Here is an 18,083-nt window from a genome sequence, read left to right as displayed (position 1 = left end):
CTCTCCCTTGACGATCTCGGCGTGGTCGGCGGTCCCGAAGCATCCTCAGCCTGTGGTGCGGCCCGGCCCAACCGCCGGACTTCGCGGGCGATTCGGGACGCCTGAGCCCGGTCCACCCCGCTGACCAGCGCGGATCTCGTCGCGTGGGACGGTGGCACGGGACGTTCGAGCACCCCGGACCACGGATTCGGCGCCGCACGTCCGTATCCCGGAATCACCGGTGTAGACGGCACGTACCTCTCTACGCTCCCGCCAAGACGAGGATCAGCCCAAGGAGCCGTCCATGACCCTCACCCCTGCCCACGCCCCGCTTCCCCCGCTCGCGGTCCGGGCCCGGACCGTCGGCGGGTCACCCGTGCGGGAGATTCTCGCGGTGACCGCCCGGCCCGAGGTGATCAACTTCGCCGGCGGGCTGCCGGCCCCCGAACTGTTCGACCGGGACGGCATCGCCGCCGCCTTCCGCGCGGTGCTGGAGGAGGCGCCGGAGCGGGCGTTGCAGTACTCGACGACCGAGGGCGAGCCGGCACTGCGGCAGCGGCTGGCGGCGCGCATCTCCACGCGGGGCCTGCCCACCGCGGCCGACGACCTCCTCGTCACCACCGGCTCCCAGCAGGCGCTCTCCCTGCTCGCGAGCGCCCTGATCGACGCCGGGGACACGATCCTCGTCGAAAGCCCCTGCTACCTCGCCGCACTTCAGGTCTTCGGGCTGGCCGGAGCCCGAATGCTGCCCGTGCCCTGCGACGCGGACGGCGTGGATCCCGCCGCCCTGGAGGAACTGATCCGCACCGAGCGGCCCAAGCTCCTCTACCTCGTCCCGACCTTCCAGAACCCCACCGGCCGCACCATGCCCGCCGCCCGCCGCGCCGCCCTGGCCACGGCCGCCGCCCGGCACGGCCTGTGGATCATAGAGGACGACCCCTACGGCGAACTCCGCTACGACGGCGACCACGTCCCCTGGATCGCGTCCTTCCCCGGCGCCGAGGACCGGACGGTCCTGCTCGGCTCCTTCTCCAAGGTCATGGCCCCCGGCCTGCGCCTCGGCTGGCTCCGCGCCCCGGACGCCCTGCGCCGCGCCTGCGCGGTCGCCAAACAGGCGGCCGACCTGCACACCCCGACCCTCAACCAGCTTGCCGCCGCCCGCTACCTGGACGTGCTGGACGCCCATGTCGCCACGGTGCGCGCGGTGTACGGCGAACGCCGCGACGCCATGCTCGCCGGCCTGCCCGACGCCCTCCCCGCCGGCTCCACCTGGAACCGGCCCGAGGGCGGCATGTTCCTCTGGGCCAGGCTCCCGTCCTCGTACGACACCACCGCGCTGCTCCGCCAGGTGGTGGACCACGACGTCGCCTACGTCCCCGGCGAACCCTTCTACGCCGCCGACCCCGACCGCTCGACGCTGCGGCTGTGCTTCGTGACGCAGACACCGGAGGAGATCGGTGAGGGGCTGAGGAGGCTGGCCAAGGGGCTGGGCGGCTGAGCGCGCCGCTGGTTATGCGATTCGGTCACTGCGGGCCGGGTGGGGCGGTCGCGCAGTTCCTCGCGCCCCTTCGGGGCGCTGGTCGGCTCAGTCCCACCAGAAGTGCCACAGCCGCTCGCCGACCAACTGCTCGGCGTACGACGAGAGGGTGTCGTCGGCGCCGGGCAGCACGGTGTACGGGCAGAACGCGAAGTGCTCGGCGGCGACGGCCTCCGCGGCGTCGAGGTCGGCCGGCGGGGCGGCGACGGAGAGCGCGAGGTGGTCGAAGCCGAGGGCCACCACCCGGACGCCGAACCGGTCCTCCCAGGAGCGCAGCACCGCGCACAGCCGGGCCACGTCCTCCTCGTAGTTCACCGGGCCGCTCCAGCCGATGGCCGCCGGTATGTCCGCGCTGCGCCGCGCCGACACCAGCGCCAGATGCGGCTCCTTCAGCCAGGGCCGCCCCTGGCTCAGCGCGTCGGCGACGTCCGCGGCCCGCGAGTCGGGGTCGGCGACCAGCGCCGGGGAGGGAGCGAGCCCCGGCCACTCCTCGCCCTCCGGCGGGTCCTCCTCCCAGTAGTCCTCCAGCACCTCGTCGGCGTCGTGGTCCCCCGGGTACGACGTCTCCCCGGGCGCGAAGTCCCAGTCGTCGACCTCGGACACGTCTATGAGCACCGGAAGCAGCCCCGCACGGGCCGCCGGCACGCCCAGCGCGGTCCAGGTCCCGGGCCCGGCGGGCTGCCCGGCGTACCACAGCAACGGCGCGTGCCACGGGCCGTCGAGCGTGTCGTCGAGCAGTGTCCCGGGAGGGAGTTGAAGCCCAAGTGACCGACCGCTCGGGTCGGTCGCCAGCTTGGGCAGCGGGTTGGGAAGAGTCGCCATGGCAGTGACTGTAAGGGGCGTCACTGACAACGCCGGACGCGGTTATCCGACGGAGGCGGTGAAGGCCGCCCAGGCGGCGGGGGAGGCGGTGAGAGTGGGGCCGGACTCCGCCGGGTTCTTGGAGTCGCGGACGTGGACGGCGTGGGGGCAGGCGGCGACTTCGACGCATTCGCCGCCCTCGCTGCCGCTGTAGGTGGACTTGCGCCAGGCGACGGAGACTTCGAGGCAGGCGCCGCCGTTGTCGCTGCTGTAGCTGGACTTGAACCACAGGGGGGCCATGCTGGTCATCCCTCTCCTAGCAGGCGATCGAGCTCTAGCTGCGATTCCTTCGGGTTGAGAGCCTGGGAACGCAGCATCGCATACTTGTGCATCCTGTCGGACACGTCATCGGGGTCGGCGATCCAGTGGCTGCCGATCTGGCTTTCGGCATAGGCCAGGTGCTGGTGGTCGGGCGTTTCCAGGATGATGAACGGGCCTGCCAGACCGGCATGCGAGGGCGTCCCCATGGGCAGGAGTTGAAGGGTCAGATACGGGAGTTCGGAGAGCTCACGCAGGTGGCGGAGCTGGGCGCGGCGAACCTCTGTCCCGCCGACCTGGACATGGATCGCGGGCTCCCAGACGACGAAGCTGAGGGTTGGCGGAGACGCGCGGCGGAGGATCTCCTGACGGGCGAGTCGGCCCTCTGTCTTGGCCTCGATCTCGTCCTCGCTGAACGCCGGTACCCGATTCCGGAACATCGCGCGGACGTACCCAGGCGTTTGTAGCAAGCCGGGCACAGAAATGCACTCATACCAGGAGATGGCGATGGCCTCGCCCTCATGGTCCACGAACTGCTCCGCGAACAGCGGGTACCGGTCGATCTCCGGCAGGTTCGCCACTCCCGCCGCCAACGTCCCTTTCGTATCGAGAGCTTCATCGAGCCGCTCCGCCAGGTCCAACTTCAGCGTCCTCCTCCCCTGCTCGATCGATGCGATCGTCTGGTCGTCGATCCGCACCCGCAGGGCCAGCTCTCTCTGAGTCAGTCCGACTGCCCCGCGCGCCGCGGCCACCTGCTTGCCCAGCATCCGCATCGACGTCTGGTTCTTCGGCCTCTTCGCGCTCATAGTCGGCTCAATCCCCTTGGGCACGCGTACGTCACCGGGTCGGAACCCGTACAAAAATTTCGTACGGGTTCACTGCCTGCTCCAGGCCAGTGACTCTGCGCGACATTCGTCCCGTGAACGACGTCACCGGACTCCTCTATCCCCGCGAACAGTTCTACGCCCGCGAGCGCCGATCCGTGCCCGCGGCCAGGCGGTTCGCCGCGCAGTCGCTCAGGTGCTGGGGTCTGCGGGACTGGGCCCGCGCCGACGACATGTCGCTGTGCGTGAGCGAGTTGGCCACGAACGCCCTCCTCCACGGGGTACCGCCCGGCCGCGGCTTCCTCCTGCGGCTGCGGTACGACGGCCACGTCGTCCGCGTCGAGGTGCACGACAGCGGGCCGGGCGTTCCGAAGATCGCCGACGAGACGTACGGCGAGGGCGGCCGCGGGCTGGTGCTGGTCACGGCGCTCGCCGACAAGTGGGGGGTGGTGGAGCGGGCGCTCGGCAAGGTGGTGTGGGCCGAGTTCGAGGCCTCTGCCGTCGCGGACGTACAGCTGGTATAACCAGTGGTATGTCGACGAGTAAGCTCACGGTGACCGTGCCGGACGAACTCCTCAGAGCCGCACGCGAGGCGGCGGACGGCAATCTGTCGGCCTTCGTCGCCCGGGCCATAAGAGATCAGCTGTTGCGCGACGCGATGGCGCTGTACGCCGAGGACAGCGCCCGTATCGGAGACGACCTGGACGATCTGTACAGCGCGGCGGAGGACGATCTGTGCGGCAACTGAAGCGTGGCCAGGTGTGGACCGTCCCCACGGTGGGCCGGGACCGCACGGTGCTCGTCGTCCAGAACGACCACGTGGCCGAGCTGCACCCCGGCGCGGTGCTCTGCGCTCTGCTCGACACGTCCGGGGAGCGGCGGGAATCCCTGGTCACGGTGAGGGTGACCACTCCGCTCAGGGGAGTGGTCCTGGCCCCGGACCTGTACAACTTCCGGCTGGGGCGGTTCGAGCAGGGGAAGTACCACGGAGACGTTCCCGGCGAGCAGATGGAACGCGTGGACATCGCTCTGAGGGCGGTGCTCAGTCTCTGACGGGCTTCACCGGGGCGTTGCCGGTCGGACATTCCCGGCTCTCTCGTCGCCGGCCCCCGAAAACGTGGGGTCCGGACGACTCAGGGGGACGAGATGGCCGACCGGCCTGCCCTCGCGCAACTCCACTTCGGGCGCGAGGACGCTGAACGGGATGTGACCGAGGGGCTGTTGCTGCGCGGCGGGTTTCTGCCGAACGCCGCTCACCGGGCAGCGCTCAGCGGACGATCCTGAAGCGGGCCTGGGAGCTGTTCCAGTGGACGGAGCGGAAGAGAGCGGAGACCGAGCAACTGCTTGCAGGCGAGATCGAGGCGCTGCACGAGCAGGCCCGCCGCGAGGTCGCCGAGACGATGAAGCTGACCGGCGAGGAGCAGCTCGCCTCGGCGCGGGCCAAGGCGCAGGAACTGGTCTCGACAGCCAATTCCGAGGCCAGCTCGCGTAAAGCCCCCACCGGGGTCCGGAGACCCCGGTGGGCGACTCGGACCGCTCGGACCGGTCAGAGGCGCTCGGGCGTCCTGATGCCCAGCAGGGCCATGCCCTGGTGGAGGGTGCGGGCCGTCATGTCGCACAGGAAGAGGCGGTTCTCCACCTGCTCCGGGGTCTCGGCCTTCAGGACCGGGCACTTGTCGTAGAACGACGTGTACAGGGACGCCAGCTGGTACAGGTACGCGGCCAGCTTGTGCGGGGCGTACTCCGCGGCCGCCTCGAAGACCGTGTCGCCGAACGCGTCCACGTGCAGGCCCAGCGCCCGCTCGGCCGCGTGCAGTGCCAGCTCCGGATGCGCGGCGGGCCGTACCTCTCCCGCCTTGCGGAGGATCGACTGGATACGGGCGTACGCGTACTGGAGGTAGACGGAGGTGTCGCCGTTGAGCGAGACCATCTGGTCCAGGTCGAACTTGTAGTCCCGGTTGGGGGACGTCGACAGGTCGGCGTACTTCACGGCACCGATGCCGACCTGCTGGGCCCGCTCCTGGATCTCGGCCTCGGTCAGGTCCTGGGCCTTCTCCCGGACCACCTCGGCGGCCCGCTGCACCGCCTCGTCCAGCAGGTCCTCCAGCCGGACGGTCTCGCCCGCACGCGTCTTGAACGGCTTGCCGTCCGCACCCAGCACCGTGCCGTAGCCCATGTTGTGCGCGGTGACGTCCTCGGTGAGCCAGCCGGCGCGGCGGGCCGCCTCGAAGACCATCTTGAAGTGGAGGGACTGGCGGACGTCCACGACGTAGAGCAGGGACGTGGCGTGCAGGTCCTGGACCCGGTTGCGGATCGCGGTCAGGTCGGAGGCCGCGTAGCCGAAGCCGCCGTCCGCCTTCTGCACGATCAACGGCACCGGCTGGTCGTCCTTGCCCCGGATGTCGTCGAAGAAGACGACCAGGGCGCCTTCGGAGCGGACCGCGACACCCATCTCCTCCAGGAGGCGGGCGGTCTCGGGCATGCCGTCGTTGTACGCCGACTCGCCGACGATCTCGTCGTCCCGGATCTCCATGTCCAGCTTCTCGAAGACCGAGTAGAAGTAGACCTTCGACTCGTCCACGAACCGCTGCCACAGGTCCAGCGTCTCCTTGTCGCCGGACTGGAGGGCGACCACCCGCTTCCGCGCCCGCTCCTTGAAGGCCTCGTCCGCGTCGAAGACGGCCCGGGACGCCTTGTACACCCGGTTCAGGTTCGACATGGCCTGCTCGCCGTCCGTGTCGGTCTCCGCGGACAGCTCGTCCGGGTTCTCGATCAGGTGCTGGATCAGCATGCCGAACTGGGTGCCCCAGTCGCCGATGTGGTGCCGGCCGATCGTCCGCTCGCCGGTGAAGTCGAGCATGCCGCGCAGGGCGTCGCCGATCACCGCGGACCGCAGGTGGCCGACGTGCATCTCCTTGGCGACGTTCGGCTGCGCGTAGTCGATCACCGTGACGCCCGGCTCCGCCTTGGCGGGTACGCCGAGCCGGTCGCCGTCCGCGTACCGCGCGGCCAGGTTCGCGGTGATCGCCTTGTCGGAGAGGGTGATGTTCAGGAAGCCGGGGCCGGAGACCTCGACGTCCTGGATCAGGTCCGCGCCGGTGGTGATGTGGGAGACGACCTGCGTCGCCAGCTCCCGCGGGTTCGCCTTGGCCTTCTTGGCGGCGGCGAGGATGCCGTTCGCCTGGTAGTCGGCCCGGTCGCTGCGTCGCAGCAGCGGGTCGACGGAGGCCTCCGGCAGGGTTGCCGAGAGGGCGTCGGTGAGCTGCTGGTTGACGGAGGCGCTGAGGGACGTGACCGGGGCCATGGGGTGGGAGCCGTTTCTCCTCGGGGAGCTTGGTAGACGGCTCCAGTATTTCACGGGGGGTAAAGGGGTTTTTGCGGCTACGAGCTCGGGGGGCCCGGTGCGTGGCCGGGTGCGGCGCCGTGTGCGCTGGTCGCGCAGTTCCCCGCGCCCCCAAACGGCGGCTGCGCCGCCGAGCGGTCGCGCAGTTCCCCGCGCCCCCGAGCGGCGGCTGCGCCCCCGAGCGGCGGCTGCGTCGCCGGTCCGAGGGCGGGCTGGTAACCCGTTTTCGTGGATTCGGCCTCGGCTGGGAGAATGGAGCGGTCAGCCGTGCGACCGTACCGGCTGCCCCGTGCCAGAAAGAAGGACGTGCCGATCGTGGCTCAGAGCACCGAGACCACCGACTGGGTCTCCCGTTTCGCGGATGAGGTCATCGAGGAGTCGGAGCGTCGGGCCCCGGGCAAACCGGTCGTCGTCGCGTCCGGGCTGTCGCCGTCGGGCCCCATCCACCTCGGCAACCTGCGCGAGGTCATGACCCCGCACCTGGTCGCCGACGAGGTCCGGCGGCGCGGGCACCAGGTCCGGCACCTGATCTCCTGGGACGACTACGACCGCTACCGCAAGGTGCCCGCCGGTATCGCCGGGGTCGACGAGAGCTGGGCCGAGCACATCGGCAAGCCGCTGACCTCCGTGCCCGCGCCGAAGGGCTCCGCGTTCCCGAACTGGGCCGAGCACTTCAAGGCCGCGATGGTCGAGTCGCTGGCCGAGCTCGGCGTGGAGTTCGACGGGATCAGCCAGACCGCGCAGTACACGTCCGGTGTGTACCGGGAGCAGATCCTGCACGCCATGAAGCACCGGGGTGACATCGACGCGATCCTGGAGCAGTACCGGACGAAGAAGGCCCCCAAGAAGCCTCAGCAGAAGGCCGTCGACGAGGCCGAACTGGAGGCCGAGGAGGGCTCGGGCGCGGCGAGCGAGGACGACGGCTCGTCCGGCTCCGCCGGCTACTTCCCCTACAAGCCGTACTGCGGCGGGTGCGGGAAGGACCTGACGACCGTCACCGCCTACGACGACGACACCACCGAGCTGACGTACACCTGCAACGAGTGCGGCTTCTCCGAGACCGTCCGGCTCAGCGAGTTCAACCGCGGCAAGCTGGTCTGGAAGGTCGACTGGCCCATGCGGTGGGCCTACGAGGGCGTGATCTTCGAGCCCAGCGGGGTCGACCACTCCTCCCCGGGGTCGAGCTTCCAGGTCGGCGGGCAGATCGTCGGGATCTTCGGCGGGAAGCAGCCCATCGGGCCGATGTACGCCTTCGTCGGCATCAGCGGCATGGCCAAGATGTCCTCGTCCCGGGGCGGCGTACCCACCCCCGCCGACGCGCTGAAGATCATGGAACCGCAGATCCTGCGCTGGCTGTACGCCCGGCGCCGGCCCAACCAGTCCTTCAAGATCGCCTTCGACCAGGAGATCCAGCGCCTCTACGACGAGTGGGACAAGCTGGACGGCAAGGTCGCGGACGGGTCCGCGCTGCCCGGTGACATCGCCGCGCACGCGCGTGCCGTCCGCACGGTCGGCGGCGACCTGCCCCGGACGCCGCGCCCGCTGCCGTACCGGACCCTCGCCTCCGTCGCCGACATCACCGCCGGACACGAGGACCAGGCGCTGCGCATCCTCAGCGAACTGGACCCCGCCAACCCACTGGGATCGCTGGACGAGGCCCGCCCGCGGTACGACAGGGCCGAGGCCTGGATCAACACCCAGGTGCCCGCCGACCAGCGCACCATCGTCCGCGACGAACCCGACGCCGAACTGCTGAAGTCCCTCGACGAGGCGTCCCAGCAGTCGGTACGACTGCTGCTCGACGGCCTCGCCGAGCACTGGTCGCTCGACGGGCTCACCCACCTCGTCTACGGCGTGCCCAAGGTCCAGGCCGGGTTCTCCGCCGACGCCACGCCGAAGGAGCTGCCGCCGGAGATCAAGACGGCCCAGCGGACGTTCTTCGCGCTGCTCTACCACCTGCTGGTCGGGCGGGACACCGGGCCCCGGCTGCCCACGCTGCTGCTGGCCGTGGGGCAGGAGCGGGTGCGGGCCCTCCTCGGGGCGTGACACCGACGCAGGCATGAAGAAAGGGGCCCTCCGCCGAGGAGGGCCCCTTTCTTTCACGCCCCGCGGGGCCTACGCGATGTGGTCTTCCTGGAGCTCGGCCGTGTGCCGGTTCGTGAAGCGGTTGACCATGCGCTCCGCGTCTCGCTGCGCCAGCGTCATGCCGAAGGTCGCCTCCACGTCACCCCTGAACTGGCTGGAGCTGGGGTAACCGCCGTCGATCGACTTCTTGAAGACCAGGTAGAAGTCGTCCTCGTTCGGCTCCGGCGGGCCACCGCCCTCACCGAGCTCACGGGTGCGGCCCGGGCCGGAGGGAATCGGGAAGCTCCCCGTCGTCTCCGACGGGGACTCCTCCGGCAGAGGCTCCTGCTGCCCCTGCGGCACCTGCTCCGGCGGGAACTGCTGCTGCAACTGCGCCTGCTCGTACTCCCGCAGCTGACGCTGGTACTGCTCCTGCTCCTGCTGGTACTGCCAGGCCGCGTACTGCTCCTCCGAGTACTGCGGCTCGTACGTCGGGTCGTAGTCGCCGTGGTACTCGATCTGCTGCGGGTTCCTGGCGTGCAGCCAGGGGTTGACCTCCGGGTCGGGCTGCGGCGGCTCCGAGGCGTACCCCGGCTGCTCGGGCGGGGGGCCGGGGACCAGCTCCGGGCGCTGCCCGGCGGGAGGCGCCGCCTGCTGGGGGACGGGCGCCACCGCGGCGGCACGACCGGGCGCGGCCGGCTCGGCGGCCGGCAGCAGCGCCGGGAGATCGATGCCCGCCGCCGCCAGGCCGTCCGGGGCCGTGTCCGCCAGCGGCACGCCGTACTTGGCCAGCCGCAGCGGCATCAGGGACTCCACCGGAGCCTTCCTGCGCCAGGCCCGCCCGAAGCGGGACCTCAGCCGCGCCTGATAGACGAGACGTTCCTGCTCCAGCTTGATCACCTGGTCGTAGGAGCGCAGCTCCCACAGCTTCATCCGGCGCCACAGGAGGAAGGTCGGCACCGGGGAGAGCAGCCAGCGGGTGAGGCGCACCCCCTCCATGTGCTTGTCCGCCGTGATGTCCGCGATCCGGCCGATCGCATGCCGGGCGGCCTCGACCGCCACCACGAACAGCACCGGGATCACCGCGTGCATGCCCACACCCAGCGGGTCCGGCCACGCCGCCGCGCCGTTGAAGGCGATCGTCGCGATGGTCAGCAGCCAGGCCGTCTGCCGCAGCAGCGGGAAGGGGATGCGGATCCAGGTCAGCAGCAGGTCAAGGGCGAGCAGGACGCAGATACCCGCGTCGATACCGATCGGGAACACATAGGCGAAGTTCCCGAAACCCTTCTTGATGGCCAGCTCACGGACGGCCGCGTACGAGCCGGCGAAGCCGATGCCGGCGATGATCATCGCGCCGGTCACGACCACGCCGATGAGAACGCGGTGCATCCGAGTCAGCTGCATTGGCGCGGCCACCGGTACTCCCCTCCCCTTGCGTGTTGTTGCGCGCAACAGGGTGGCACATCAGTGCGGCGCACGTGTGGCCGGTCAGCCCTTCTTGGCTGACGACTTGGAGGGCGACGCGGACGGCGAGGCCGACCGGGAGGCCGACTTCGAAGGCGTCGCCGCAGGTGAACTCGGCGCAGAACCAGAGCCGTTGGCGGCCCCCACGGACACCACGGCCTCCTTCGCCGCCTTCTCCGCAGCCTTCGTCAGAGAGTCCGCGTCGGGCGCCTTCCCGCCCGCCAGACCCGCACCGTTGTAGTCGAGGGTGACGACGACGTTCGCGACACGGGCCACGACCGTCTGCTGCTTGAAGGCGCCCTCCTTCTTCTTCAGGTCGTAGCGCATGGCCGTCGCCTGGTCACCGGCCCCGGAAACCGGCTCCGACTTGGTGTTCTTGGCACCCGCCACCGACTGCGCACCCTGCACCTGGCTCGTGTAGTACGCCTCCGCCTGCTTCTCCCCCGAACCACGGCCGGCGTCCGAGTCGAACCGAAGGAAGGAGATGTTGAGCCAGCGGAACTGGGAACCCTTCACCCCGTTGCTGTCCAGACTGCTCCAGGAGCAGCTGCCCCGCGTGGCCACGTCGTCCGACGCGCCCTCCTTGCCCGACTTCACACCCTTCGGCACGAGCGCGGTGAGCGTCTCCTTCGACAGCACCGCACACGGCTTCGGCAGCTTCGCGTACTTGGCCGCCTGAACCGTCGGGGAAATGGCCGCGGAACTGCCGGGGCCCGCGGACCCCGCGGCGGAACCCGAACCGCCGCCCGTCCCCTGCGCGGCGGCGTCCGAGTCCGAGGAACAGGCCGTCGCGAACAGTGCCACGGCGGGGACGGCGGCCGCACAGACGAGGCCCCGGCGCAGGCGCCCCGCCCGTCGCTGTACGTTCCGCCCGTTCCGGGCGCGCTGGTCGTCTGACTGGACTGCTACTCGCTGCATGGTTCCTTCACTCACACGTTCGGGGTTCCTGCGGTCGGATCGGGTCCGAGGGGCCACGGTACGCGGTGAGGAAGCTGTGCGGTTTCGGTTCGCGCCCTTTGCAGGCGAGGTGCGCAGGGCGTGCCGGAGCCCTCAGCCGTTGAGGGCCTCGGCCAGCTGCCCGGCCAGATTCTGCGCCCTGTCCTGCATTTCCTTGCTGTCCGGCACGGTCCCGGTGGCCATCGGCTGCTCCTCGTACACGATGGTCACCACGACGTTGGACGTGCGGAACACCACAGTCACCGTCCGCTGTTCGGCGGTCGAACCCGAGCCGCTGAGCTGGTCGTCGAGATACGCCTCGTCGCCGAGATCGGCGAGAGTGCGCGGCTGCAGACCGGCCGGGGTGGTCGAGGGCGAGCCGGAGACCGAGGTGGAAGCGGAGGCGGACGCCGAGGTGGAGGAGGACGGGTCGGCGGCTCCGGTCGGCGACGCGGAGTCCGACGCGGACGCGGAGTCCGACGGTGACACGGAGTCCGACGGCGACGGCGACCCCGTCTCGGCCGGGCTCGGGGGCGCGGACTCGGGGATGTCCGCCGCCGACTTCAGCTGCGTGTAGATCGTCTGCGCCTCGCTGTCGTCGCTGACCGCGTTGTCGTACGACACCACGCGCTCGAAATCGACGGACAGCCGGTCCGTGGCGTCGCTGGACTCGATCTTCCAGTGGCAGCCGACCTTGCGGTCCGTGTCGTAGGTGAGCGCGGCCTCGCCCGCGTACGCCTTCTCGTGCTGCTCCTCGTCGGTGATCTGCGCGATGCCCGGGAGCAGGGAGTCGAGGGTGTCGTGGCTGACCGCGCCGCAGGCCTCCGGGAGGGTGCGGTACTTGCCGGGCTGGGCGGCGACGGTGGAGGTGCTGGTGTCCGCGTTCTTGTCGGTGGCGTCGTCGCCACCGCTGGAACCGCTCGTGCAGCCGGCCAGCAGGGCCGCGAGAAGGGCGGCGATGCCGGTTACGTACGCCTTCCGCTGCACGGTCAGGCTCCTTCCGTTCACTGGTCCGCTCGGTCCTGCTCCAGTGTCCCCGCTGGTTAATCGCTTGCCGCAGCGGGGCGCCCCCTGGAGACAATGTCTATCGCACGCACTGCTGTGAACGCCGGTCCTCTGTCTGGTTTCCGGGCCTCTGGCGCCGCATTTGCGTTTTGTTGAAATTAAGCTTTTTGTCCTTTTGATGTGCTGTCCGTGGGGGATGAGGAAGACATGTCGTACGTCGAGATCCCGGGCGCGAAGGTGCCGATCCGGATGTGGACCGATCCGGCGACCGTCGAGGACGTGGCGCTCCAGCAGCTGCGCAACGTCGCGACCCTGCCGTGGATCAAGGGCCTCGCGGTGATGCCGGACGTCCACTACGGCAAGGGCGCGACGGTCGGGTCGGTCATCGCCATGCGGGGTGCGGTGTGCCCGGCGGCGGTGGGGGTCGACATCGGCTGCGGGATGTCCGCGGTGAAGACGTCCCTCACGGCGAACGACCTGCCGGGCGACCTGTCGCGGCTCCGGTCGAAGATCGAGCAGGCGATTCCGGTGGGGCGGGGGATGCACGCGGATCCGGTGGAGCCGGGGGACTTCCACGGGCTGGCTGCTGCCGGGTGGGGGGAGTTCTGGGGGCGGTTCGATGGGGTGGCGGATGCGGTCAAATTCCGTCAGGAACGGGCCCATCAGCAGATGGGAACGCTCGGAAGCGGCAACCACTTCGTCGAGGTGTGCACAGACACGACCGGTGCGGTGTGGTTGATGCTGCACTCCGGTTCCCGGAACATCGGCAAGGAACTCGCCGAACACCACATCGGCGTGGCCCAGAAGCTCCCGCACAACCAGGGCCTCGTCGACCGTGACCTCGCCGTCTTCGTCGCGGACACCCCGCAGATGGCGGCGTACCGCAACGACCTCTTCTGGGCGCAGGAGTACGCGAAGTACAACCGCACGCTGATGATGGCGCTCCTCAAGGACGTGATCCGCAAGGAGTTCAAGAAGGCCAAGCCGGCCTTCGAGGCGGAGATCAGCGCCCACCACAACTACGTCGCCGAGGAGCGCTACGAGGGGATGGACCTGTTGGTCACCCGCAAGGGCGCGATCCGGGCGGGGAGCGGGGAGTTCGGGATCATCCCGGGGTCCATGGGCACCGGCTCGTACATCGTGAAGGGCCTCGGCAACCCGCTGTCCTTCAACTCGGCCTCGCACGGCGCCGGCCGGCGGATGAGCCGCAACGCGGCCAAGCGCCGGTTCTCGACCCGGGACCTGGAGGAGCAGACACGGGGCGTGGAGTGCCGCAAGGACTCCGGTGTCGTGGACGAGATCCCGGGCGCGTACAAGTCGATCGACCAGGTCATCGAGCAGCAGCGGGACCTCGTCGAGGTCGTCGCGAAGCTCAAGCAGGTCGTCTGCGTCAAGGGGTGACCGCGCGGTCCGTCACTTCGCGTGCCGGACCGCGTAGATCATGACGAATGCGATGACGTGGATGCCGAAGAGGAAGTAGGCCAGGAAGTACCAGACCTGGCGCTCGTTCTTGGTCTCCTGCTGCAGGCGGGCCTTTTCCCGGTCCGTCTCCAGGGCCTTCGCGGCGTCCTCGTCCGGCATCACAGTTCCCGGTGGACCTTGGTGTTGGAGGCCTGCGCGCGGGGGCGGACGACCAGGAGGTCGATGTTGACGTGGCTGGGGCGGGTCACCGTCCAGGCGATGGTGTCGGCGACGTCGTCCGCGGTGAGGGGCTCGGCGACGCCCTGGTAGACCTTGGCCGCCTTCTCCTCGTCGCCGCCGAAGCGGGTCAGCGCGAACTCGTCGGTCTTGACCATGCCGGGGGCGATCTCGATGACCCGGACCGGCCTGCCGACGATCTCCAGGCGGAGGGTCTCGGCGAGGACGTGGGCGCCGTGCTTGGCGGCGACGTAGCCGGCGCCGCCCTCGTAGGTGCCGTGGCCGGCGGTGGAGGAGACCACGACCACCGTGCCGTCGCCGCTCGCCTCCAGCCGGGGGAGCAGCGCCTGGGTGAGGTTCAGGGTGCCGATGACGTTCGTCTCGTACATCGTGCGCCAGTCGGCCGGGTCGCCGGTGGCGACCGGGTCGGCGCCGAGGGCTCCGCCGGCGTTGTTGACGAGGACGGCGACCGTCTTGAAGGCCGTAGCGAACTCGTCGACGGCCGCCCGGTCCGTCACGTCGAGGGCGTAGGCGGTGGCCTGGTGGCCCGCGTCGTTGATCTCCTTGGCCAGGGCCTCGATGCGGTCCTCCCGGCGGGCGGTGAGGACGACGCGGTAGCCGGCCTCGGCGAGCCGGCGGGCGGTGGCGGCGCCGATGCCGCTGCTGGCGCCGGTGACTACCGCGATGCGGGACGGGGCCATGGGGGTGTGCTCCTCAGCGGGGTGCGGTGTGCGGGTTCGTCTGTGGCAAGGATAGGCGGGGGGTGGTTTCGGCTGTTCGGCGGCTGCGGGCCGGTGGGGGTTGCTCGCGCGGTGTGCCCACGCCTCTGCGGGGCGCTCGTCCCACGTCAGTTTCTGGGGGCCCACATGATCACGGCCATTCCCGCCAGGCAGATCGCCGCGCCCGTGATGTCCCAGCGGTCCGGGCGGTAGCCGTCCGCCACCACGCCCCACAGGATCGAGCCCGCGACGAAGATGCCGCCGTACGCGGCGAGGATGCGGCCGAAGTGGGCGTCGGGCTGGAAGGTGGCGACGAAGCCGTAGGCGCCGAGCGAGAGGATGCCGCCGGCGATCCAGAGCCAGCCGCGGTGTTCGCGCAGGCCCTGCCAGACCAGCCAGGCGCCGCCGATCTCGAAGAACGCGGCCACGACGAACAGGGCGGCGGAGCGGAGGATCAGCATGCGTGCAGCGTGTCACGTCCGGCGGCTGTCACCTGATGGGGGGCGCCTGTGGCGGGGGCGGGGTGGCATACATCCGTACGAGTGCGAACCGACGGACGGACGGGACGGGTGGCATGGCGATGCGTCGTGGTGGGCCGGCGGTGGCCGGTGCGGTGGCGGTGGCGGTGGGTGTGCTGGTCGTGGGGGGCGGTGGCAGCGCCTGGGCCGGGAGTGCGGATCTGGAGGTGCACGGGTCCGCGGTGCTGAACGGGGACCTGGTGGAGGTCCGGGTGACTCCGCGCAACCACGGGCCGGACGGTGTGACCGGGGCCAGCGTGCGGCTGGCCTCGTCGGCGCCGCTGGCGGACTCGCTGGAGCTGCCGGGCGGATGTGCGCGCACGGGTGACCGGGAGGTGGTGTGCGACACCGGGCCGCTGGCGGTCGAGGTGCCCGGCGAGCAGCTGGTGGTTCCGGTGCGGCTGCGGGAGCGGCCGGCGGAGGTGACGCTGTCGGTGGACGTGGTGTGGGGCGGGGGAGCGGTGGACCAGGACCGTACGAACGACAAGCAGCGGGTGCTGGTGCTGGCGACGGGGGATCCGTACGCGTTCTGACCTGGACGCCCTGGGCCGGGGTGACGTCGTCGGACGCCGGGTCGCCGTCTTCGAGTGACCCCCGGGCCGGCGGCGATCCGGCTCATGGCAGCGCTGCCACGAGCTCCTGGGCGAGGGGGCCGGAGGAGGCGGGGTTCTGCCCGGTGAAGAGGTTGCGGTCGACGACCGTGTACGGCTCCCAGGCCGGGCCCCGCGAGTACTCGGTGGGCAGCTTCTTCAGCTCGTCCTCCAGCAACCACTTGGCCCTGTCGGCGAAACCGACACCGGCCTCCTCCTCGTTGCAGAATCCCGTCAGCCGGTAGTTCGCGAAGGGCGTGCCGCCGTTCGCGTCACGGGTGGCGAGGATGGCGGCGGGGGCGTGGCAGACGATGCCGAGCGGGCGGCCGGAGGCGAGTGCCTCCCGCAGCAGCGCGCCGGAGTCGGGGTCGGCCGAGAGGTCCTCCATCGGTCCGTGGCCGCCGGGGTAGTAGATCGCGTCGTAGTCCTCCAGGCGGATGTCCGGGAGGGGGACGGCATAGCGCAGTTCCTCCGCCTCCTCGATGACGGCCTCCTCCTGCAGGGCGTTCTCCTCGCCGCCCGCCATCCGGGGCCGCAGGCTCATCGTGTCCACAACGGGTACGACGCCGTGCGGAGTTGCCACGGTGACGTCGTGTCCGGCGCTGGTGAACACGCTGTAGGGAGCCACGAACTCCTCGGCCCAGTAGCCGGTGGGATGCCGGTGCCCGTCCTTGAGGGTCCAGTAACTCGCTCCGGTCACGACACACAGAATCCTGGCCATGGGAACGCTCCTCCGGGACTTGTGCCGATGTGCCCATCAAGTCTGAGCGGGTGTTCCGGAGGCCGCAACCGGTGGCCGCCGTACGAGAAATGCGCCCGACGTGTTTCCTTGAAGTACGGCAAACCGATGGTTTCGGAGGACTGCCATGATCAAGCCCTATGGTCCTTACGACTTCCTGCCGCCCATCAGGACCTTCTCAGTGACCTCGGAGTCCGTGGCCGACGGTGGGGAACTGGCCCGCGAGCAGGTGAGCGGAATTCTCGGCGCCGGTGGGTTGGACGTCTCGCCGCAGCTGAGCTGGACCGGTTTTCCCGGGGAGACGCGGAGTTTCACGGTGGCGATGTTCGACCCCGACGTGCCCACCGCCTCGGGGTTCTGGCACTGGGCCGTGGCCAATCTGCCCGCGTCCGTGACCGGACTTCCGGCCGGGGCGGGAGACGGACGGCGGTTGCCCGGCGCGGCGGTCACGCTGGCCAACGACGCCGGCCACCGGAGGTACCTCGGTCCGGCGCCGCCGCCGGGCAACGGCCCGGACCGGTACTTCTTCGTGGTGCATGCCGTGGATGCCGAGGAACTGGAGCTGTCGGAGTCGTCGACCCCTGCCTACCTCGACTTCCTCCTGTTCAGCCACGCGATCGCGCGGGCGACGATGTACGGCACCTTCGAGCGGGCCTAGGCGCGGCCCGGAGCCGGGCGTGGCGGCCGGGGGCCGGGGACCGCGCTATTTCCACATGTAGTCCTCGGCGGCGTTGACGATCAGGTCCTTCACGGCCTGGGGGTGGGAGACGAGGGAGACGTGCGAGGAGTCGATCTCCACCGTCTTCCGGGCGTGGGCCCGTTTGGCCTCGAATCTCTCCAGGCTCGGGTTGATGGCCCGGTCCTGCCTGCCGACGAGGGCGTACACGGGTTTGGTCCGCCAGGCGGCGCCGGTGAGCTTGTCCGCGAAGGCCGACATGGCGACGGGACGCTGGGTGACTGCCATGACGGCGGTCTGGCCGGCGGGCAGGTCCGCGGCGAAGACCTGGCGCAGCTGGTCCGGCTGTATGTAGACGTCGGTGCCGGTGGTGCCGTCGGCGTTGCGGAAGGGCACCTGCTTGAGGGCCTTGGTGAGCGGGGCGGGGGCGAACTTGGCGGCGAGGACGGCCTGTGACTCGCCCGCGTCGGGCATGATCGCGTTGATGTAGACGAGGGCCTTGACGTTGGGGTTCCCGACGGCGGCCTGGGAGATGACCTCACCGCCGTAGGAGTGGCCGACCAGGATGATCGGCCCGGTGACGGACTTCAGGAAGCTCGCGAGGTAGGCCGAGTCCTGGGCGACACCGCGCAGCGGGTTGGCCGGTGCGTCCACCGTGTAGCCGTTCTGCTGGAGGCGCTGCACGACGCCGTTCCAGCTCGAGGCGTCGGCGAAGGCGCCGTGCACGAGCACGATGGTGGGCTTCTGCCGGCCGGGATCTCCGCTCGGACCGCCGGCCAGTGCCGTCGTGGGGGCGAAGGTGGCGGTGGTTCCCGACAGTGCCAGGAGGGCGGCGCCCCAGCGGACGGCGTTGACGGTGCGGCGGGATTCGCGCGGTATTCGCATGCTGCTCCGGTCCTTCGGTGCGAGGCGTCGGCGACGCCCGGGATTCC

The 18,083-nt window shown here is 70.3% G+C and carries 20 protein-coding genes; 8 read left to right on the top strand and 12 right to left on the bottom strand.

What is annotated here, in order from left to right; translation table 11 throughout:
• Positions 1-283: 283 nt before the first annotated feature.
• Positions 284-1,477: a PLP-dependent aminotransferase family protein gene (locus JF597_RS32800; RefSeq protein ID WP_294003593.1), complete on the top strand. Its 1,194-nt coding sequence runs from the start codon at positions 284-286 to the stop codon at positions 1,475-1,477.
• 87 nt (positions 1,478-1,564) lie between these two features.
• Here the strand turns inward: JF597_RS32800 and JF597_RS32795 are convergent, their stop codons facing one another.
• Genes JF597_RS32795 through JF597_RS32785 form a run of 3 tightly spaced genes read right to left on the bottom strand, consistent with a single transcriptional unit; the run spans position 1,565 to position 3,441 of the window.
• Entirely contained in the window at positions 1,565-2,338 is a 774-nt protein-coding gene (locus JF597_RS32795; RefSeq protein WP_294003591.1) for a DUF4253 domain-containing protein, read from the bottom strand.
• Positions 2,339-2,380: 42 nt separating this feature from the next.
• Complete coding sequence (locus tag JF597_RS32790; RefSeq protein WP_294003589.1) at positions 2,381-2,626, bottom strand: DUF397 domain-containing protein; 246 nt, start codon at positions 2,624-2,626, stop codon at positions 2,381-2,383.
• The gene (locus tag JF597_RS32785; protein ID WP_294003587.1) at positions 2,623-3,441 is read right to left on the bottom strand and encodes a helix-turn-helix transcriptional regulator; all 819 of its coding nucleotides are present in this window, start codon (positions 3,439-3,441) and stop codon (positions 2,623-2,625) included. Before JF597_RS32785 ends, JF597_RS32790 begins: the two co-directional genes overlap by 4 nt.
• 113 nt (positions 3,442-3,554) lie before the next feature.
• On the opposite strand from JF597_RS32785, the gene JF597_RS32780 reads away from it, so the two are divergent.
• The 3 genes from JF597_RS32780 to JF597_RS32770 are packed head-to-tail and all read left to right on the top strand — an operon-like array spanning position 3,555 to position 4,512.
• Positions 3,555-3,983 (top strand): ATP-binding protein, encoded by a 429-nt coding sequence (locus JF597_RS32780; protein WP_294003585.1) that lies wholly within the window; start codon positions 3,555-3,557, stop codon positions 3,981-3,983.
• An 8-nt stretch (positions 3,984-3,991) separates the two neighbouring features.
• Positions 3,992-4,207, top strand: coding sequence for a hypothetical protein (locus tag JF597_RS32775; protein WP_294003583.1), 216 nt, complete (start codon positions 3,992-3,994; stop codon positions 4,205-4,207).
• The gene (locus JF597_RS32770) at positions 4,195-4,512 is read left to right on the top strand and encodes a type II toxin-antitoxin system PemK/MazF family toxin (RefSeq protein ID WP_294003581.1); all 318 of its coding nucleotides are present in this window, start codon (positions 4,195-4,197) and stop codon (positions 4,510-4,512) included. The genes JF597_RS32775 and JF597_RS32770 overlap by 13 nt, the downstream gene beginning before the upstream one ends.
• Positions 4,513-5,005: 493 nt before the next feature.
• Here JF597_RS32770 and argS read toward each other — a convergent pair whose 3' ends face one another.
• Positions 5,006-6,763: an arginine--tRNA ligase gene (gene argS / locus JF597_RS32765; RefSeq protein ID WP_294003579.1), complete on the bottom strand. Its 1,758-nt coding sequence runs from the start codon at positions 6,761-6,763 to the stop codon at positions 5,006-5,008.
• A gap of 345 nt (positions 6,764-7,108) precedes the next feature.
• Here argS and lysS point away from each other — a divergent pair, with 345 nt between their 5' ends.
• Positions 7,109-8,848, top strand: a complete 1,740-nt coding sequence (lysS, locus tag JF597_RS32760; protein WP_294003668.1) for a lysine--tRNA ligase — start codon at positions 7,109-7,111, stop codon at positions 8,846-8,848.
• Between the two features lie 69 nt (positions 8,849-8,917).
• On the opposite strand, the gene JF597_RS32755 is transcribed toward lysS, so the two are convergent.
• From JF597_RS32755 to JF597_RS32745, 3 genes are all read right to left on the bottom strand, one after another.
• The gene (locus JF597_RS32755) at positions 8,918-10,255 is read right to left on the bottom strand and encodes a DUF2637 domain-containing protein (protein ID WP_294003577.1); all 1,338 of its coding nucleotides are present in this window, start codon (positions 10,253-10,255) and stop codon (positions 8,918-8,920) included.
• A gap of 99 nt (positions 10,256-10,354) precedes the next feature.
• Positions 10,355-11,248: a DUF3558 family protein gene (locus JF597_RS32750; protein WP_294003575.1), complete on the bottom strand. Its 894-nt coding sequence runs from the start codon at positions 11,246-11,248 to the stop codon at positions 10,355-10,357.
• A gap of 132 nt (positions 11,249-11,380) precedes the next feature.
• Positions 11,381-12,253 carry a DUF3558 domain-containing protein gene (locus JF597_RS32745; RefSeq protein WP_294003573.1) on the bottom strand — a complete coding sequence of 291 codons (873 nt, stop codon included), beginning with the start codon at positions 12,251-12,253 and terminating at the stop codon, positions 11,381-11,383.
• 225 nt (positions 12,254-12,478) lie between these two features.
• Between JF597_RS32745 and JF597_RS32740 the strand changes: the two genes are divergently transcribed.
• Positions 12,479-13,672 (top strand): RtcB family protein, encoded by a 1,194-nt coding sequence (locus JF597_RS32740; RefSeq protein WP_294003635.1) that lies wholly within the window; start codon positions 12,479-12,481, stop codon positions 13,670-13,672.
• Between the two features lie 12 nt (positions 13,673-13,684).
• Here the strand turns inward: JF597_RS32740 and JF597_RS32735 are convergent, their stop codons facing one another.
• From JF597_RS32735 to JF597_RS32725, 3 genes are all read right to left on the bottom strand, one after another.
• Positions 13,685-13,852, bottom strand: coding sequence for a hypothetical protein (locus JF597_RS32735; RefSeq protein WP_294003571.1), 168 nt, complete (start codon positions 13,850-13,852; stop codon positions 13,685-13,687).
• Positions 13,852-14,610, bottom strand: coding sequence for an SDR family NAD(P)-dependent oxidoreductase (locus JF597_RS32730; protein ID WP_294003569.1), 759 nt, complete (start codon positions 14,608-14,610; stop codon positions 13,852-13,854). The genes JF597_RS32735 and JF597_RS32730 overlap by 1 nt, the downstream gene beginning before the upstream one ends.
• Positions 14,611-14,756: 146 nt before the next feature.
• A complete protein-coding gene (locus JF597_RS32725) occupies positions 14,757-15,089 on the bottom strand; it encodes a YnfA family protein (protein WP_294003567.1) in 333 nt (110 codons plus the stop codon).
• 113 nt (positions 15,090-15,202) lie between these two features.
• Here JF597_RS32725 and JF597_RS32720 point away from each other — a divergent pair, with 113 nt between their 5' ends.
• Complete coding sequence (locus JF597_RS32720) at positions 15,203-15,679, top strand: hypothetical protein (protein ID WP_294003565.1); 477 nt, start codon at positions 15,203-15,205, stop codon at positions 15,677-15,679.
• A gap of 82 nt (positions 15,680-15,761) precedes the next feature.
• Here the strand turns inward: JF597_RS32720 and JF597_RS32715 are convergent, their stop codons facing one another.
• A complete protein-coding gene (locus JF597_RS32715; RefSeq protein ID WP_294003563.1) occupies positions 15,762-16,457 on the bottom strand; it encodes a type 1 glutamine amidotransferase domain-containing protein in 696 nt (231 codons plus the stop codon).
• A 145-nt stretch (positions 16,458-16,602) separates the two neighbouring features.
• On the opposite strand from JF597_RS32715, the gene JF597_RS32710 reads away from it, so the two are divergent.
• The gene (locus tag JF597_RS32710; protein WP_294003561.1) at positions 16,603-17,133 is read left to right on the top strand and encodes a YbhB/YbcL family Raf kinase inhibitor-like protein; all 531 of its coding nucleotides are present in this window, start codon (positions 16,603-16,605) and stop codon (positions 17,131-17,133) included.
• 45 nt (positions 17,134-17,178) lie between these two features.
• Here the strand turns inward: JF597_RS32710 and JF597_RS32705 are convergent, their stop codons facing one another.
• On the bottom strand, positions 17,179-18,036 hold the full coding sequence (locus JF597_RS32705; protein WP_294003559.1) for an alpha/beta fold hydrolase: 858 nt from the start codon (positions 18,034-18,036) through the stop codon (positions 17,179-17,181).
• Between the last annotated feature and the right edge of the window lie 47 nt (positions 18,037-18,083).

Origin of the sequence: Streptomyces sp., assembly GCF_019510245.1 — a bacterium.
Lineage (GTDB): Bacteria > Actinomycetota > Actinomycetes > Streptomycetales > Streptomycetaceae > Streptomyces.
The sequence above is the reverse complement of the archived record's forward strand: the minus strand, read 5'-3'. Positions and strand labels throughout refer to the sequence as shown.

What these genes read in the sequence shown, in the direction of transcription:
- JF597_RS32800 (WP_294003593.1), top strand. Translation starts at nt 284, where the DNA reads ATGACCCTCACCCCTGCCCACGCCCCGCTTCCCCCGCTCGCGGTCCGG.
- JF597_RS32795 (WP_294003591.1), bottom strand. Translation starts at nt 2,338, where the DNA reads ATGGCGACTCTTCCCAACCCGCTGCCCAAGCTGGCGACCGACCCGAGC.
- JF597_RS32790 (WP_294003589.1), bottom strand. Translation starts at nt 2,626, where the DNA reads ATGACCAGCATGGCCCCCCTGTGGTTCAAGTCCAGCTACAGCAGCGAC.
- JF597_RS32785 (WP_294003587.1), bottom strand. Translation starts at nt 3,441, where the DNA reads ATGAGCGCGAAGAGGCCGAAGAACCAGACGTCGATGCGGATGCTGGGC.
- JF597_RS32775 (WP_294003583.1), top strand. Translation starts at nt 3,992, where the DNA reads ATGTCGACGAGTAAGCTCACGGTGACCGTGCCGGACGAACTCCTCAGA.
- argS (WP_294003579.1), bottom strand. Translation starts at nt 6,763, where the DNA reads ATGGCCCCGGTCACGTCCCTCAGCGCCTCCGTCAACCAGCAGCTCACC.
- JF597_RS32755 (WP_294003577.1), bottom strand. Translation starts at nt 10,255, where the DNA reads ATGCACCGCGTTCTCATCGGCGTGGTCGTGACCGGCGCGATGATCATC.
- JF597_RS32750 (WP_294003575.1), bottom strand. Translation starts at nt 11,248, where the DNA reads ATGCAGCGAGTAGCAGTCCAGTCAGACGACCAGCGCGCCCGGAACGGG.
- JF597_RS32740 (WP_294003635.1), top strand. Translation starts at nt 12,479, where the DNA reads ATGTCGTACGTCGAGATCCCGGGCGCGAAGGTGCCGATCCGGATGTGG.
- JF597_RS32735 (WP_294003571.1), bottom strand. Translation starts at nt 13,852, where the DNA reads ATGCCGGACGAGGACGCCGCGAAGGCCCTGGAGACGGACCGGGAAAAG.
- JF597_RS32730 (WP_294003569.1), bottom strand. Translation starts at nt 14,610, where the DNA reads ATGGCCCCGTCCCGCATCGCGGTAGTCACCGGCGCCAGCAGCGGCATC.
- JF597_RS32725 (WP_294003567.1), bottom strand. Translation starts at nt 15,089, where the DNA reads ATGCTGATCCTCCGCTCCGCCGCCCTGTTCGTCGTGGCCGCGTTCTTC.
- JF597_RS32720 (WP_294003565.1), top strand. Translation starts at nt 15,203, where the DNA reads ATGGCGATGCGTCGTGGTGGGCCGGCGGTGGCCGGTGCGGTGGCGGTG.
- JF597_RS32715 (WP_294003563.1), bottom strand. Translation starts at nt 16,457, where the DNA reads ATGGCCAGGATTCTGTGTGTCGTGACCGGAGCGAGTTACTGGACCCTC.
- JF597_RS32710 (WP_294003561.1), top strand. Translation starts at nt 16,603, where the DNA reads ATGATCAAGCCCTATGGTCCTTACGACTTCCTGCCGCCCATCAGGACC.
- JF597_RS32705 (WP_294003559.1), bottom strand. Translation starts at nt 18,036, where the DNA reads ATGCGAATACCGCGCGAATCCCGCCGCACCGTCAACGCCGTCCGCTGG.